The following is a 16579-nucleotide window of genomic DNA, read 5'->3' as shown; positions in this document are numbered from 1 at the left end:
GGAACAACAGTGTAGGCGGTAGTGTGTCAGGGGTGAAGACATGGCACGGCGTGAACGACATCCCCGAAGATTTTGCTCAATGCGTCACCGCCATCGGGGTTTTCGACGGGGTCCACCGCGGCCACCAACAGTTGATAACCACAGCGGTACAACGAGCACGTGAACTCGACGTACCCGCAGTGCTGATGACCTTCGCGCCACACCCGCTAGCAGTAATAGCCCCCAATCGCGTCCCGCCACTGCTCTGCGACGTCGACGAACGCGCGCGGCGGGCGCAGGAACTCGGCGTTGACTACTTCCTCGCGGTCGAATTCTCCCGGGACCTCGCCGCACTATCCCCCCAAGACTTCATTGACACCGTCGTCGTAGGGCGACTCCACGCTCGCGCCGTATTCGTCGGAGAGAACTTCACCTTCGGGCACAAGGCATCCGGCACCACAGAAACACTGCGCGAACTCGGCGAATCTAGGGGCTTCGAGGCGCACATCGTGGACCTACTCACAGAGGAAGGCACAGCCTTGTCATCGTCCTACGCACGCTCACTGCTGGCGGAAGGCGACGTGCAACAAACCGCCCACGTTATGGGGCGGAACTACACTGTCTGTGGCATCGTTGAACACGGGGCAGGTCGTGGAGGCCGCGAACTCGGCTATCCCACAGCGAATATGTATTTTCCGGACACCGTCGCCCTGCCAGCAGACGGAGTCTACTGCGGTTGGTTCCGCATACTCGACCCGGCGCCGGGTAAAACAACTATCAGCGGCACCATGGAGCCAGAGGTGGCCTACCCCGCAGCTATCTCCATCGGTACCAACCCCACATTTGGCGACCACCGCCGCAGCGTCGAACCCTACGTACTCGACCAAGACGCCGACCTCTATGGATGCCGGTGCGAAGTAGAATTCGTCGACCACCTGCGCACCATGAAGAAATTCAGTGGAGTAGACGAACTGCTCGACGCAATGGCCAATGACGTGAAACAAGCGCGCACCATACTTGCTCAATCAGAACCCACGCGGCGTCAACACTCCGACAGCTAGAACAACAGTCAGATATCTGCTAACATCTCAATGTTTTGTGACTGCGGTCCACAGCAGTTGCTAGGCACCACGACAAACGGCGAGAACCCGCTTAACCGGGATATAGCGTTGTCTTGGATTCATTCATGTGGACTGAAAAATGTTCGAGGAGAACTCACCATGGCTCTAAGCACTGAGCAGAAGAAAGAAATCCTTGCAGAGTACGGCCTGCACCCCACTGACACCGGTTCCCCGGAGGCTCAGGTTGCACTGCTGACCGTCCGCATCAAGGAGCTCACCGAGCACCTCAAGGAGCACAAGCACGATCACCACTCCCGTCGTGGTCTGCTGCTTCTCGTTGGTCGCCGCAAGGGCCTTCTGAAGTACCTCGCTGCCAACAACGTTGACCGCTACCGCGACCTGATCGCCCGCCTGGGCCTGCGCCGCTAGTAGGCTGCCCTCCCGTCCGCGGATGGGAGGCGTCAACGAAGCAACAAACGCTGACTGCTGTGATGCAGTTGGCGTTTTTGTTTATTCTTTTGGGTGGAATCGTCTGGTAGTGTTAGGCATCAACTGCGAATAAGAGGATTATTTTTCGGCGACACCGATGATCGCCGAGCGCAGACTGATGTAAAGAGGAGACACGCGCCCATGAGCGACGTAACTTTTGCCAATGACCCCGACTTTGGAATTACCGAAGCTATTGCCACCATCGATAACGGCGATTTTGGCACCCGCACCATTCGATTTGAAACCGGGCAGTTAGCCCGCCAGGCAGGCGGCTCCGTCACCGCATATTTGGATGACGACACCATGATGCTTGCCACTACCACCGCGTCCAACAAACCGCGTGAAGGTTTTGATTTCTTCCCGCTCACCGTGGACGTTGAAGAACGCATGTATGCCGCGGGTCGTATCCCCGGTTCTTTCTTCCGCCGTGAAGGTCGCCCGTCGACCGAGGCGATTCTCGCATGTCGTTTGATCGACCGTCCTCTGCGCCCCACGTTCGTTAAGGGTCTGCGCAATGAGGTGCAGGTCGTTGTGACCGTCATGTCCATGGACCCCGAGGACATGTACGACGTCGTCGCAATCAATGCTTCTTCCGCTGCCACGCAGCTCAGTGGCTTGCCGGTGTCTGGTCCGGTCGGTGGTGTCCGCATGGCTTTGATTGCGGACGACAAACATCCCAAGGGCCAGTGGGTGGCTTTCCCAACCTACACCCAGTCCAAGGACGCATTGTTTGAGATTGTTGTCGCTGGCCGAATCGTCACCCGTACCAAGGGGCGCAAGAAGGTTAATGACGTCGCGATCATGATGGTCGAAGCCGGCGCCACCGAGAACGTTGTGGAACGTATTGCTGACGGTGCACCTGCCCCGACCGAGTCTGTGGTTGCCGAGGGCCTAGAGGCTGCAAAGCCCTTCATTGAGGTTCTGTGCCGAGCACAGGCTGGTTTGGCAGAGCGCGCAGCCAAGGAAACCCAAGAGTTCCCCTTGTTCCCGCCTTATGGCGACAAGACCTACGCGATGGTCGACAAGGCTGCTGCTAAGAAGATCGAGAAGCTCATGTCCATCAAGGGCAAGCAGGAGCGCGATGAGGCTGTTGTCGAGCACACCAACGCCATTGTTGATCAGCTTGTAGACAAGGTGGCTGATTTCTACGAGGATCTTGATGACGCCGCGGCGGTCGCTGCTGCCGAAAAGGAGATCCGCGCCGCATACGGTGCTGTCACCAAGGCTGTGGTTCGCCGTCGTATTTTGACCGAGGAATACCGCATTGATGGTCGCGGACTGACTGACATTCGTGATCTTGGCGTAGAGGTTGATCTGATTCCCCGCGCCCACGGTTCTTCCTTGTTCGAGCGCGGTGAGACACAGATCCTCGGCGTCACCACATTGGACATGCTCAAGATGGAGCAGCAGATTGACTCGCTGAGCCCAGTCGATCACAAGCGTTACATCCATCACTACAATTTTCCGCCGTACTCCACCGGCGAAACCGGCCGCGTTGGTTCCCCCAAGCGTCGCGAGATCGGCCACGGTGCACTGGCTGAGCGTGCTTTGGTCCCGGTAATTCCTTCTCGCGAGGAGTTTCCTTACGCGATTCGCCAGGTTTCAGAGGCCCTCGGTTCCAATGGTTCTACTTCGATGGGCTCGGTGTGTGCATCGACCCTGTCGTTGTACAACGCGGGTGTTCCGTTGAAGGCCCCTGTTGCCGGCATCGCCATGGGCTTGGTGTCTGACGAGGTTGACGGCGAGACTCGCTATGTTGCACTGACCGATATTTTGGGTGCCGAGGATGCTTTCGGAGACATGGACTTCAAGGTTGCTGGCACCGCTGAGTTCATCACTGCGTTGCAGCTGGATACCAAACTCGACGGTATCCCTTCGAAGGTACTCGCCGATGCGTTGTCCCAAGCGCGGGATGCACGCCACACCATTTTGGAAACGATGGCAGAGGTCATCGATGGTCCTGATGAGATGAGCTCTTTCGCTCCGCGTATCACCAGCATCAAGGTGCCGGTGTCCAAGATCGGCGAGGTGATCGGGCCAAAGGGTAAGACCATCAACCAGATCACCGAGGAAACCGGTGCGAATATTTCCATCGAGGAAGATGGCACCGTATTCATTTCCGCCACTGCGGGCGAGGCAGCAGATGCCGCTATTGAGAAAATCAATGCCATTGCTAATCCCCAGCTCCCGCAGGTAGGGGAGCGCTTCCTCGGAACGGTTGTGAAGACGACTGCCTTTGGTGCCTTCGTGAGCCTGTTGCCGGGCCGCGACGGCTTGGTGCACATCTCCAAGCTCGGTGGCGGTAAGCGCATCGAGAACGTCGAAGATGTCGTCAACGTTGGGGACAAAATTCAGGTCGAAATCGCTGATATCGATTCCCGTGGCAAGATTTCCTTGGTCCCTGTCGACGATAAGGATTAACGATGAGCTCCCAACAGTCCATTAAAGTCGGTGTCCTCGGTGCATCAGGCCGAGTGGGCTCTGCAGTCTGTGAAGGCGTCGAAGCCTCGAAGGATCTCGAGCTAGTAGCTCGGATCGATCGCGACGATAGCCTGGAACACCTCGTAGAATCCGGTGCGGAAGTCATCGTCGACTTCACCCAACCGGGTGTCGTCATGGACAACCTCAAGTTCTGCATCAGCCACGGTATTCACTGTGTTGTCGGTACCACCGGGTTCGACGATGAGCGTCTAGCCACTGTTCGTAGCTGGTGCGCGGAAGAGGGCAAGGGAAAGGTCGGCGTACTCATTGCACCGAACTTCGCCATCTCTGCTGTGTTGACGATGGTATTAGCAGCGCAGGCTGCTCGGTTCTTTGATTCCGCTGAGGTCATCGAATTGCACCACCCGAACAAGCTCGACGCACCGTCAGGAACAGCTGTGCACACAGCTCGCGGTATCGCCCGCGCGCGTGCCGAAGCAGGCTTGGGCGAGCAGCCCGACGCAACCGAGATGTCGCTCGACGGTGCACGAGGTGCCAATGTTGATGGCGTCCCGGTTCATTCTGTCCGCATGACAGGTATGGTTGCCCACGAAAAGGTTATTTTTGGCGCTGAAGGGCAAACCCTGACAATCTGCCAAGATTCCTACTCTCGGACAAGTTTTGTGCCGGGCGTGCTACTTGGTGTGCGTGACATTGCCTCGCATCCCGGGTTGACAGTGGGGCTTGAGCATTTCATGGATCTTTAAGGCTCCTATGGTGAATCAAGCATCGTTGAGCGTCGAGTTAGTCGGTTGCTCGGTCTTCCTGCCTCCGTCGTCGGTTGATTTCGCGACGGAGGCCCAGGGGGGGGAAGCGCTGATTGAATTTGCGGGGCGTGCTTGTTACGAGAGTTTTGATAAGCCCAATCCTCGCACTAGAGACTACGGCGCGTATATCCGTCATGTGCTCGAGGTCGGTCACATGGCCCTGTTCGAGCATGCCACCGCGACCGTGTACATCCGTGGTATCTCGCGGGTAGCGGCAGCCGAACTGATGCGACACAGGCATTTTTCCTGTTCTCAACTTTCCCAGCGGTATGTACACGATGACATTCCGGTGGTTGTGCCGCCTTTGGTCGCTGAGGACGACGCTTTATTGAGTCTGTTTCAGCGGGCAGCTGATGAGTCCCGATTCGCGTACGAAGAGCTTCTAAGTGCTTTGGAACAGCGCTTGACGGACGAACACGGTGAAAACAATGCGTTGCTGCGAATGAAGCAGGCTCGGCAGGCTGCTCGTATGATCCTGCCTGGGGCTACTGAGTCCCGTTTGGTGGTCACCGGCAACTTCCGGACGTGGCGTCACTTCATTGGCATGCGTGCTAGTGAGCATGCGGATGTAGAGATTCGCACAGTCGCTGTAGAGATTTGCCGGCTGTTGTCAGACCAAGCTCCAACGGCGTTTGGCGACTTCCAAATCGATTCTCTGCCTGATGGCTCCCAGATGGCTACCAGCCCGTATGTAACCGATTTTTAAGCCCACACTCGGCAGTTAATTAAAATTGCGGCGGCTGAAGCAATGCTTCATTATTTGTGCGGTGTGACGTGCGCGTTGCCGGAAACGTCGATAAAACCCTGTACTCTAGTGAGTTATGGACGCTCCGAACGTTACATCCACCTCCACCGCCGCTTCCGTATTCGGCACCGTCTCGGTAGCTATGGTTACCCCCTTCACCGCCGAAGGCGGGGTCGACTTCGATGCTGCCGCCCGTTTGTCGTCGTATCTGGTGGAACAAGGCTGCGATGCTCTTGTCTTGTCCGGAACCACCGGAGAATCTCCCACCACGACACCGGCAGAGAAGCGCGACTTGATCAAGGCGGTGCGCGAAGCTGTCGGCCCCAACATCAAGCTCACCGCAGGTGTCGGGACCTACAACACCACTGAATCCGTTGAGCTAGCCAAGCAGGCAACGGAAGCCGGCGTCGACGGGCTACTTGTCGTTACTCCTTACTACTCGAGGCCCAGTCAAGAAGGCATCTATCGGCACTTCACCACGGTCGCCGATGCGACCGACACGCCGATCTGCCTGTATGACATCCCATCGCGTTCTGTAGTGGGGATTAATTCTGATACCATTAAGCGTCTAGCCGAACACAAGAATATTCAGGCGCTCAAGGACGCGAAAGGCGATCTTGGTGCAGCCGCCCCGCTGATTGCCACCACTGGACTGGCTTGGTATTCCGGCGATGACCCACTCAACCTCCCATGGTTGTCAATTGGTGCCACTGGTTTTATTTCTGTGATCGGACATGTTGCAGCAGCTCAGCTGCGTCAACTGTTGGAAAGCTTCGAGGAAGGCGACCTCGCCCGTGCGCGGGAAATCAACGCCACTTTGACCCCGCTGACCAACGCTCAGGCACGCCTGGGCGGAGTCAGCTTCGCGAAAGCTGCCCTGAACCTGATGGGTATGCAGGTCGGAGAGCCCAGGCTCCCGCAGATTCCTGCGGGTGAAGCCGATTTGGGCCCCCTGACTGAAGATTTAACACAGGCTGGAGTCCTATAACATGACTGAACCCCGTACCCGATCCCGCAAAGTTACTCGCAAGGCCGGACCTCCCGAGACCCCTGCGTTCCAGGCACCCTCGGCACCGGCTGAAGGATCGGACAGCGGTTCCTCTGCTTCATCTTCGGAAGGCTCCGAGCAGTCTTCCGGCGCCAACGAAGGTGAACGAAAAGGCTCTCAGCGTGGTGGCTCGAGCCGGAACGGCGAGCGCTCTTCGAACAGCCGCAACCGTCGCTCCCGCGGCCGGGGTGGCAATTCCAACGGATCCAGTAATCGCGAATCCCGCGGCGGCAACAATAAGGGGTCCTCGAACTCTGCTGGCAACGGTAACGGCAACCGCAATCGCGGTCCCCGCCGCAATGTTGTGAAGTCCATGCAGGGTGCAGACCTCACGCAACGCCTTCCCCAACCGCCGAAGGCGCCTAAGGACGGTCTTCGTATCGTCGCCCTCGGTGGTATTTCCGAAATTGGTCGAAACATGACCGTTTTCGAGTACCGCGGCAGGTTGCTCATCGTCGACTGTGGTGTCTTGTTCCCGTCCTCCGGAGAACCGGGTGTGGATCTCATCCTTCCCGATTTCTCCTACATCGAAGACAAGCTCGACAAGATCGAAGCTCTTGTCGTTACCCATGGCCACGAGGATCACATCGGCGCTATTCCTTGGCTGCTCAAGCTGCGACCGGATCTACCGATCCTGGCATCGCGGTTCACCTGCGCGCTCATCCAGGCTAAATGCCAGGAGCACCGCCAGCGCCCCAAGCTCATCGAGGTCAACGAGCAGTCTGACGTCAACCGAGGTCCGTTTAACCTGCGATTCTTTGCAGTCAATCACTCCATCCCGGATTGCTTGGGTATCGCTATCAAGACCGGCGCTGGGCTCGTCGTCCACACCGGTGACATCAAGCTGGATCAGACGCCGACTGACGGTCGACCGACTGACCTTCCTGCTCTATCTCGCTTTGGTGACGAAGGCGTCGACCTGTTCCTGTGCGACTCCACCAACGCAACAACCCCGGGTGTTTCCGGCTCAGAGGCGGACATTGCTCCCACTCTGAAGCGACTCATCGGCGAGGCAAAGCAGCGCGTGATCCTTGCTTCCTTCGCCTCAAACGTATACCGCGTCCAATCCGCTGTTGACGCCGCGGTCGCCGCAGGTCGCAAGGTGGCTTTCAACGGTCGTTCGATGATCCGCAACATGGAGATCGCGGAAAAGATGGGTTACCTCAAGGCACCTCGCGGAACCATCATCACCATGGATGAAGCCGCCAAAATGGCACCCCATCGCGTTGTTCTGATCACGACAGGCACCCAGGGTGAGCCCATGGCAGCCCTGTCGCGCATGGCACGTCGCGAGCATCGCCAGATCACCGTGCGTGATGGCGACCTGATCATCCTTTCCTCTTCGCTAGTGCCTGGCAATGAGGAAGCCGTCTTTGGCGTCATCAACATGTTGGCCCAAATCGGCGCAACCGTGATCACTGGCCGTGACGCCAAGGTTCACACTTCCGGCCACGGCTATTCCGGTGAGCTTCTCTTCCTGTACAACGCGGTTCGCCCGGCCAATGCTATGCCGGTCCACGGCGAATGGCGCCACCTGCGAGCAAACAAAGAGCTCGCTATTTCCACGGGTGTCAACCGCGATAATGTTGTCCTCGCTCAAAATGGCGTGTTTGTTGACTTGGTCGATGGCAACGCACGCGTCGTCGGTCAACGGGACGTCGGAAACCTGTACGTCGACGGCGTCACCATGGGTGACATCGATGAAGAGGTGCTCGCAGACCGCACCTCCATGGGCGAAGGCGGCCTGATCTCCATTACCGTCGTCATCGACAACCGTACCGGGCGTCCTCTGGAGCGCCCGACGGTTCAGGCCAAGGGCTTCTCAGAGGACCACCTCGCGATGATGCCAGAGGTTACCGACCTCGTTGAAAACACTATGCTCGACCTTGCTGGTGAGGGCGAAAACGAGGTGTACCGAATGGTGCAAAAGCTGCGTCGGACCGTTTCTCGCTACGTCGAGCAAAAGTGGCGTCGCAAGCCTATGATCATCCCTACTGTTGTTCCTACTGCGGGCGAGGTTCACGTCAGCGACGAAGACATCGCTGCTGCACGCCAGAGCCTCTAAAGCGAATTGTCACCCGCGGGGTGCGGGCACGCTGCACAATGTAGCTGCCCGCACCCCGCTATTGTTTATTGTGTGAAGTTTCATCAACACGAACGCGCAGATCTCGCCAAGCTCATGCTGGGATTGGGGCCGGAGGCACCTACGACCCTCGAAGGCTGGTCGGTTCAAGATCTCGCCACCCACCTGTATCTGAGGGAACATCGTCCCGACACGGCTCTCGGCATGTTCCTCGAATCTTTTGCTCGCCACACGGAGAGGATTGCTCAACGAGTTTTAGCTGACCTCGGCTTTGAAGGCGTGGTGGAAGCATGGGCTGCTGGCCCGCCAAAGCTGCTCAAGCCCGTAGACGCACGGATGAACACCGCCGAAAACTTCATTCACCACGAAGACGTCCGCCGCGCACAGCACGGATGGCAGCCACGCGCCCTGCCACAGGATGCCCAGCAAGCATTACTCGCCCCCTTGAAGACGATTGGTGCACTGTTGGTCTCTCCGAGCACAGCGCCCGTCATTGCTTATCCGTCGGACCTACCGCGTGTGGTGTTGCATGATCAGAGGGGCGTAGCCCAAGCCGGTGATCAGGTCGTCAGGATCCGTGGAAATGTCGGCGAGATCCTCCTTCACCTATTCGGCCGTCAAGCCCAAGGGCTTGACCTTGAGGGTAACGTGGATGCTCTCAATCTCCGCCAGCTATGACCCTTTGCTGTGATGTAGAGCTGATTTATTTGCGGTAGTGGTCGATAGCTATCCCGATGCCGGCCAATGTTTAGTATGTGGCCGGTGTGTCTGTTGTGACTGGTGTGGAAAAGAGGGATAAACTTCAGCCCATGCCTGCTTCAACACGCTCGAGGGCGAAGTCTGCCTCGAACAGTCACAACGGACCGCGGAAAAAGTCCGCCCCCGCCAAAGCCTCGGCAAGCAACCGACGCAGCCGCTCCCAGAGCAGTCAAGGTAGGGTAGTGCCCGCAGCTCAGCGTGCATCAGAAACAGCTGAAGAGCGAACTGGTAGTGCCTTTCGTGGCGTGGGTGCGGGACTAGGCGCAGCCTTCCGCGGTACAGCCCACGGGCTCGGTGCGCTGACTCGCTCCCTGGGGGGACTCGGTCGTGGACACCGCGATGACTATGACGACGACGTCCTTGAACCCGACAGTGAGTCGACTGTGGATGACGATGCAACTGTCGTGCTTGATTCTCCTTCTCCTAGCCGCCGCGGACAACGCGCACGTGCCAGCCAAATCAGCGACGTCCCCGCCTCGAAGCAATCCCAGCCAGGTGTTGCTGCCAACGATGGAGGGCACGATGGTATCGGGCTCGCCCTCATTGGTATCGCGGTTATTCTCGGTGCGTGCGTATGGGGCGATGTTGCGGGCCCCGTGGGCCGGGTAATCGCTGACGGCGCCTACTACTCAATTGGTGCAGGGGCTGTAGTCCTGCCCATTATTCTCGCCGCCGCCGCTGTGGCTCTGATGCTGGGCTACCTCCCCGGTGCACAGGCCAAGCAGCGTGGCGCCCTGGGCTTCGTGTTGCTGGCACTCCCAATGCTTGGCCTAATCCACATTTTCGCCGGCTTGCCCTCAGAATGGGCAGGTCGCAAGACAGCCGGAGGTTTCCTAGGGACGATTGTTGGTGGTCCGCTCGCAGCGGGTCTCACCAGCTACATCGCCATCCCGATTCTCATCCTGTTCATTGTCTACGGCGCGCTGAAGCTCACCGACGTGACGGTCCAAGAATTCGTCACCTACATCAGTGACATCGTTCGTGGGGCCGACGGCCGCTTCGAACAGCAGCAGTGGGATGATGATGTCGCAGACGAGGATGACGACGAGCTTCACATCGACGACTACCGCGCAGATGTTCCATCGAGCACGCGGATGCCATCCTCGTCTCGCGCAACCGGCTCGAATACAGGCGCGCGAGGGTTGACCCCGGCAGAAAACTATCCGTTGGACAGCCACAGCGATGAAGCTACTGTCACGCTTCCATCGCCTAGGAAGAAGTCACGCAGGGAGGATAACCTCTACGAGGAAGCCTCCCAACCCACGCTGACATTCGATCAGGAGCCGAGCACCTCCGCGCGGACCCTGCGCCCGGACACCTCTGCTGCCCGTGATGCGGTTGAAGCTGCTGCAAGCACAGTGGACAAGGCCGCCGCAGCAGCAGGCAGCGCTGCCGCCAAGGTCGCGAAATCTGCCGCAGCCCAAGCAGCAACACCCGCCGCCGCAGTGGTTGCGGCAAGCACGGCCTCCAAGGCGGCTGCAGACACAGGTGATTCCGCTCCGCATTCAACAGACTCAAGTGCCGCACCTTCAGAGGATCCCTACGAAGTGCCCTCACCGCACCTGTTGACCCCCGGAGCCCCGGCGATCACCAGGTCTGAGGCCAATGACAGGATGATCGAGCAGATCAACGGTGTGTTCCAAGAATTCAACATCGATGCGATCGTCACCGGCTTCTCTCGAGGACCGACAGTGACCCGCTACGAAGTGGAACTTGGACGCGGCGTCAAAGTCAGCAAAATTACCAACCTGCAGGCGAACTTGGCCTACGCCGTTGCCAATGAAAATGTGCGTATCCTCAGCCCGATTCCCGGTAAACAGGCCGTGGGCATCGAGGTACCGAACACAGACCGCGAAATGGTCCGTCTCGGCGACGTTCTCAATGCACCCGCCGTTGCCAACGATGACAACCCGGTTCTCATCGGCATCGGCAAAGACGTTGAAGGCGAGTACATCGCGCACTCCCTCGCCGCGATGCCGCACTTGCTTGTCGCTGGTGCCACCGGCTCAGGTAAATCAGCGTTCGTGAACGCCATGCTGGTCTCGCTGCTCACCCGAGCAACCCCAGAGGACGTCCGCTTGATCCTCGTCGACCCAAAGATGGTGGAACTAACCCCCTATGAGGGCATTCCCCACCTGATCACCCCGATCATCACCCAGCCCAAGAAGGCCGCTGCGGCGCTCAACTGGCTTGTTGAGGAGATGGAACAGCGCTACATGGACATGCGCCAAGCAGGGGTGCGTCATGTGAAGGACTACAACGCGAAAATCCGCGCAGGCAAAGTCGAACTGCCGCCGGACAGCAAACGGGAACTCAAACCCTATCCGCTGATTATTTGCGTCGTCGACGAGCTCGCTGACCTGATGATGACTGCGCCCAAGGAAATTGAAGACTCCATCGTGCGCATCACCCAGAAAGCACGTGCCGCAGGCATTCACCTTGTGCTCGCGACTCAGCGCCCCTCAGTTAACGTCGTCACCGGTTTGATCAAGACCAACGTTCCCTCTCGACTATCTTTCGCAACATCGAGCCAGACTGACTCCCGAGTCATTCTCGACCAACCCGGTGCCGAAAAGCTCATCGGCATGGGTGACGGGCTGTTCATCCCGCAGGGTGGCAACGCCCTGCGTATCCAAGGCGCTTACGTCTCCGACGAGGAAATCCACGCCGTGGTGGAAAAGGCGAAGGAACAAGGCGTACCGCACTACGAGGAAAACGTCACCGAAGAAAAGGTCGAAAAGAAGCACATCGACTCTGACATCGGCGGCGACCTCGATGACTTGATCGAAGCCGCGACACTGGTAATCACTTCCCAGCTTGGTTCGACATCCATGCTGCAGCGAAAACTGCGCATTGGCTTCGCGAAAGCAGGTCGCCTCATGGACTTGCTTGAGTCCCGCGACGTCGTCGGTCCGTCCGAAGGCTCAAAACCCCGCGAAGTTCTGGTTCGTGAAGACGAGCTGGAAACCACCCTGTGGATGCTCCGAGGTGCCAACCCAGAAGACGCCCCGCGGGATAACGATGACCCAAATACGCATATCGTTGACGCAAACCCGACAGGTGGCGTGTTCTAGTCGCCACAGGCAGGTCGAGTAGGCTACAGTTGGGTGTCGTTGGAGGGGAGTACCCCGACCTACAGCGTTGATCGTCAACACGGCGTGGACACCCACCCCGGTCGCGCTGGCCACCATTAGTGGTGGGGGAGACCTCCGGTTGTTGTTGTTTTTCACCGGAGGTTTTTGTGGAAGTTAATGCTTTGACGTGGACTATTACCGTCGTCGTGGTATTGGGCCTGTTGGCTTTCGATTTTGTCTCGCACGTGCGTAGCGCGCATGTGCCCTCAATGCGGGAGGCCACGGGGTGGATGCTTTTCTATATGGCCCTCGCTGTAGGGTTCGGTATGTTTCTCTGGTTCACTTGGGGTGGGCCAGAGGGGCAGCATGATCACGCGATCGAGTTCTTCGCCGGCTACATCACAGAGCTCAGCTTGAGCATCGACAATCTGTTCATCTTTGCTCTGATCATCGGAAGCTTTAAAGTCCCACGTGCGTATCAGCAAAAGGTGCTTCTTATCGGCATTGCTTTGGCTCTGGTGTTCCGTGGCATTTTTATTGCCTTGGGCGCGGTGGTCATTTCCAAGGCTGCCTTCGTCTTCTACATTTTTGGCGCTTTTCTTCTCTACACCGCTATCAAGCTCGTCGTGGACGAGGTCCGTGGGGCAGAGGAAACCCATGTGGACGACATGGCCGTGGTTAAGCTCGTTCGCCGAGTATTCCCGGTGTCGAGCACTTTCGATGGTGATCGTTTACTGACTCGCTCGAATGGTCGGCTGATGTTGACGCCGCTGTTTATTTGTTTGCTGTCCATCGGCTTTATTGATGTGATGTTCGCATTCGACTCGATCCCGGCTATTTTTGGTTTGACCCAAGAGGCCTACATCGTGTTTACAGCTAACGCTTTTGCTTTGATGGGGCTTCGGCAGATGTACTTCCTATTGGATGCTCTGTTGGAGCGCTTGGTGTTCTTGTCGTACGGGTTGGGCGTTGTCCTTGCATTTATCGGTGTGAAGCTATTGCTGCATGCACTGCATGAAAACCAGGTGCCGTTTATCAACGGCGGGCAGCCGCTGCATGTTTACGAGTTCCCGACGGTGCTGTCTTTGTTGATTATCGTCGCGACATTGGCTGTGACCGCGATACTTAGCCTGTTAAAGACCCGCTCCGATGCTCGCCGTGCGGCGCTGAACTAGGCTGTGTCTTGTGTCTGATCCTGTAAAGCCGAGCAATGTGAACCTGCCAAATGTGCTGACCGGTATCCGGATTGTGTTGATTCCGGTATTCGTGTTCGCGGCCTATGCCGGTGGTGGTGCCGGTGTTATGTTTTCGCGTGGTGACGTCGCGTCGGGTGCTGCCCGTGGCAGCATCACGTGGATGTGGGTTACCGTCGCTTTGTTCATCGCAATGATGATTACAGACAAGCTCGATGGGGACATTGCCCGTGCACGGGGGATCGTGACTGACTTCGGTAAGATTGCCGACCCCATCGCAGACAAAGCTCTGATGATTTCCGCCTTGGTGTGCCTCAATCTGTGGTGCGGGCTTCCGTGGTGGATAACAGTCGTCATCATCGCCCGTGAACTCGGTATTACTCTGTGGCGTATGGTTCAGCTGCGCAGGGGAGTGGTGGTGCCAGCATCCAAGGGAGGCAAGATCAAAACCACTCTCCAGGCTGCCGCCGTCGCTGCTTTTTTCCTTCCCTTGGGCCCGCTCGTTCATAACATTGCTGTTCTCCTGATGCTGGCTGCGGTGGTGGTGACTGTGGTGACCGGTGTGATGTATCTAGTCGACTCCTTTCGTGTCTCCCCGGTGGCTAAGGCGTAGCGATGGATGTCGCAGCGTATCTGGTGGAGTTATTGAACGAGCGTAATCAGACCGTGGCTACCTGCGAGTCTTTGACCGCGGGATTAGCTGCTGCAACGATCGCAAGTGTGCCCGGCGCATCTGCGGTTCTTAGAGGCGGGTTGGTTACCTACGCCACTGATGTCAAGGTGCATCTTGCTGGGGTCGATCCGACCACCATCGAAACCCATGGGGTTATCAGTGGCTACTGCGCACGTGAAATGGCTCGCGGTGCCCAGCGTCGCCTCGATGCCGACTGGGCCGTGGCCTTTACTGGGGTTGCAGGCCCAGATCGCCAGGACAATCACCCAGTTGGTGAGGTCTGGGCAGCAATCGTAGGCCCCAACGATATAGAGCATTATTGGCAAGTGACTGAAGGCGACGTGGATGCAGAGCAAGCACCGCGGGTGCTTACAGGAAACCGCGAGGCAATCCGGCGGCGCACCGTCGAGTTAGTTTTAGCTAGACTGGCGGAACATGTGGCGACACTGCCCGCCACACCTTTCAGGGCGAATCGCCATAACTGACTTGCTTGCATGGGAACAAAAACAAGCATAGAAACGTTGGGATAAGTGATGGTAACTAACACTGCTGTGCTCGAGCGGCCGCACCGGCTTTCCTCCGGTGTAGCCAGCCGCCAACATGCCCACGCGCGTCATACAGCGCACGCGCCCGTAAACCCCAAGTCTCAATCCGCATCGCCGAGGCTGTCCGCGTTGGCAACAACGCACAAGGAGCCGTTGCTCCGGGAGGCTTTGGGCACTGCGCTACGTGCCTTCCGTTTGGATCGCGGCGTCACCCTCCGTGAGCTTGCTGAGCTATCGAGCGTCTCCCCTGGGTACCTCTCGGAATTGGAACGGGGACGAAAAGAAGTATCCTCCGAGGTCTTGGCCTCCGTGTGCCATGCGCTAGAAACTTCTGTCGCCGACGTACTCATTGAAGCAGCCGGTTCCATGGCCGCCACGTCCATAGACGCAGATCTCGCACTGACACGCTAAACCCAACTACACTTGACAGAGCGTTCGTCCGACGTAAAACATACTCGGCGCAGTGGACGGGTGTACCGAGACAACCTGATGTAGAGAAAGGTTCTGCACACACTCATGGCTAACCCTTTTAGCAAAGCATGGAAGTATTTCCTAGCACTGTTCGATTCCAAGATCGAAGAGAACGCTGACCCCAAGATCCAAATCCAACAAGCCATTGAGGCTGAGCAGAAGCAGCATCAAGAGCTCACTCGCCAGGCCGCAGCTGTCATTGGTAACCAGCGGCAGCTTGAGATGCAGCTCAACCGCCAACTTACCGAGATCGAAAAGCTCAAGGGCAACACCCGCCAGGCTATTCAATTGGCAGACAAAGCCCGCGCTGACGGAAACGAAGCCAAAGCAGTCGAATACACCAATGCAGCAGAGGCCTTCGCGGCACAGTTAGTGACCGCAGAACAATCTGTTGAAGATACCAAACAGCTGCACGACCAAGCTCTCCAGCAGGCTCAGTCTGCTAAGAAGGCCGTCGAGCGTAACTCCATGGCACTACAGCAGAAGGTAGCTGAGCGCACCAAGCTGCTCAGCCAGCTGGAGCAAGCCAAGATGCAGGAAAAGGTTGCAGACTCCCTCAAGAGCATGGATGCCTTGACTGCAAGCGGCGATACCCCGAACCTTGACCAAGTTCGCGAAAAGATCGAACGCCGCTACGCTAACGCTCTTGGGCAGGCCGAACTTGCTGAAAGTTCTGTTCAGGGTCGCATGGCGGAAATTGAAGCAGCTGGCGTAGAACTCGCCGGTCACTCCCGTCTGGAGCAGATTCGCGCTGAGATGAACAGTGGCTCTAACACCCCCGCCGTCGGCAAAGCTCCCGAGCAGCAAGCCATTCAGGGTACTCAACAGCCAGTAGAAGACCCGGTCGAGCGCCGCCTTCGCGAGCTACGCGAGCAGGGCTAAAATCGCACCCCACCCCACCCCCTCGGTTGTTGTGACCGCACGGTTGGGTGGGGTGTACCAGTTACAACGCTCGGCTTTCACGCCGTGGCAACGGAGGAACCGTGCGCCTAGCGCAATTTTATGCTTTGATCGAAGGTGAATTCGGACGCTCATATGGCGATTGGATTCTGTCTTCACACGTGTTGCCGTTTCGGGGGATAAGCGCACGCGAAGCCATCGAGCGTGGGGATGACCTACGTGACGTGTGGCTGGACATCTGTAAGGAATTCGACGTACCCGAGCAGCGTTGGCTCGGAGAAGACATTTAGACCCACAACCTGGCGCGTAGC

15 protein-coding genes are annotated in these 16579 nt (G+C 57.7%); all 15 read left to right on the top strand.

The features are described 5' to 3' along the window. Nucleotides 1–23: 23 nt before the first annotated feature. The 15 genes from L1C91_RS01420 (at nucleotide 24) to L1C91_RS01350 (ending at nucleotide 16558) form a co-directional block, all read left to right on the top strand. Nucleotides 24–1040, top strand: coding sequence for a bifunctional riboflavin kinase/FAD synthetase (locus tag L1C91_RS01420; protein ID WP_419178687.1), 1017 nt, complete (start codon nucleotides 24–26; stop codon nucleotides 1038–1040). Between the two features lie 159 nt (nucleotides 1041–1199). Further along, nucleotides 1200–1469, top strand: coding sequence for a 30S ribosomal protein S15 (rpsO, locus tag L1C91_RS01415; protein ID WP_020976446.1), 270 nt, complete (start codon nucleotides 1200–1202; stop codon nucleotides 1467–1469). Between the two features lie 201 nt (nucleotides 1470–1670). After that, entirely contained in the window at nucleotides 1671–3950 is a 2280-nt protein-coding gene (locus L1C91_RS01410) for a polyribonucleotide nucleotidyltransferase (RefSeq protein ID WP_234857654.1), read from the top strand. A 2-nt stretch (nucleotides 3951–3952) separates the two neighbouring features. After that, complete coding sequence (gene dapB / locus L1C91_RS01405) at nucleotides 3953–4717, top strand: 4-hydroxy-tetrahydrodipicolinate reductase (RefSeq protein ID WP_234857653.1); 765 nt, start codon at nucleotides 3953–3955, stop codon at nucleotides 4715–4717. Nucleotides 4718–4724: 7 nt separating this feature from the next. Further along, a complete protein-coding gene (thyX, locus tag L1C91_RS01400) occupies nucleotides 4725–5483 on the top strand; it encodes an FAD-dependent thymidylate synthase (RefSeq protein WP_234857652.1) in 759 nt (252 codons plus the stop codon). A gap of 115 nt (nucleotides 5484–5598) precedes the next feature. Beyond that, entirely contained in the window at nucleotides 5599–6510 is a 912-nt protein-coding gene (gene dapA / locus L1C91_RS01395) for a 4-hydroxy-tetrahydrodipicolinate synthase (RefSeq protein WP_234857651.1), read from the top strand. A gap of 1 nt (nucleotide 6511) precedes the next feature. Further along, nucleotides 6512–8635: a ribonuclease J gene (locus L1C91_RS01390; protein WP_234857650.1), complete on the top strand. Its 2124-nt coding sequence runs from the start codon at nucleotides 6512–6514 to the stop codon at nucleotides 8633–8635. 72 nt (nucleotides 8636–8707) lie between these two features. Further along, complete coding sequence (locus L1C91_RS01385) at nucleotides 8708–9331, top strand: TIGR03085 family metal-binding protein (protein ID WP_234857649.1); 624 nt, start codon at nucleotides 8708–8710, stop codon at nucleotides 9329–9331. A gap of 131 nt (nucleotides 9332–9462) precedes the next feature. Next, the gene (locus L1C91_RS01380; RefSeq protein WP_234857648.1) at nucleotides 9463–12486 is read left to right on the top strand and encodes an FtsK/SpoIIIE family DNA translocase; all 3024 of its coding nucleotides are present in this window, start codon (nucleotides 9463–9465) and stop codon (nucleotides 12484–12486) included. A 167-nt stretch (nucleotides 12487–12653) separates the two neighbouring features. Then, the gene (locus L1C91_RS01375) at nucleotides 12654–13661 is read left to right on the top strand and encodes a TerC family protein (protein WP_234857647.1); all 1008 of its coding nucleotides are present in this window, start codon (nucleotides 12654–12656) and stop codon (nucleotides 13659–13661) included. A gap of 10 nt (nucleotides 13662–13671) precedes the next feature. After that, the gene (gene pgsA, locus L1C91_RS01370) at nucleotides 13672–14292 is read left to right on the top strand and encodes a CDP-diacylglycerol--glycerol-3-phosphate 3-phosphatidyltransferase (RefSeq protein WP_234857646.1); all 621 of its coding nucleotides are present in this window, start codon (nucleotides 13672–13674) and stop codon (nucleotides 14290–14292) included. Between the two features lie 2 nt (nucleotides 14293–14294). Then, a complete protein-coding gene (locus L1C91_RS01365; protein ID WP_234857645.1) occupies nucleotides 14295–14837 on the top strand; it encodes a CinA family protein in 543 nt (180 codons plus the stop codon). A 48-nt stretch (nucleotides 14838–14885) separates the two neighbouring features. Next, entirely contained in the window at nucleotides 14886–15308 is a 423-nt protein-coding gene (locus tag L1C91_RS01360) for a helix-turn-helix domain-containing protein (RefSeq protein WP_234857644.1), read from the top strand. Between the two features lie 105 nt (nucleotides 15309–15413). Then, nucleotides 15414–16250 carry a PspA/IM30 family protein gene (locus L1C91_RS01355; RefSeq protein ID WP_234857643.1) on the top strand — a complete coding sequence of 279 codons (837 nt, stop codon included), beginning with the start codon at nucleotides 15414–15416 and terminating at the stop codon, nucleotides 16248–16250. A 101-nt stretch (nucleotides 16251–16351) separates the two neighbouring features. Beyond that, nucleotides 16352–16558 (top strand): DUF3046 domain-containing protein, encoded by a 207-nt coding sequence (locus tag L1C91_RS01350; RefSeq protein WP_020976433.1) that lies wholly within the window; start codon nucleotides 16352–16354, stop codon nucleotides 16556–16558. Nucleotides 16559–16579 lie beyond the last annotated feature (21 nt).

This window comes from Corynebacterium argentoratense (genome assembly GCF_021491455.1).
GTDB lineage: Bacteria > Actinomycetota > Actinomycetes > Mycobacteriales > Mycobacteriaceae > Corynebacterium > Corynebacterium argentoratense_A.
The sequence above is the reverse complement of the archived record's forward strand: the minus strand, read 5'-3'. Positions and strand labels throughout refer to the sequence as shown.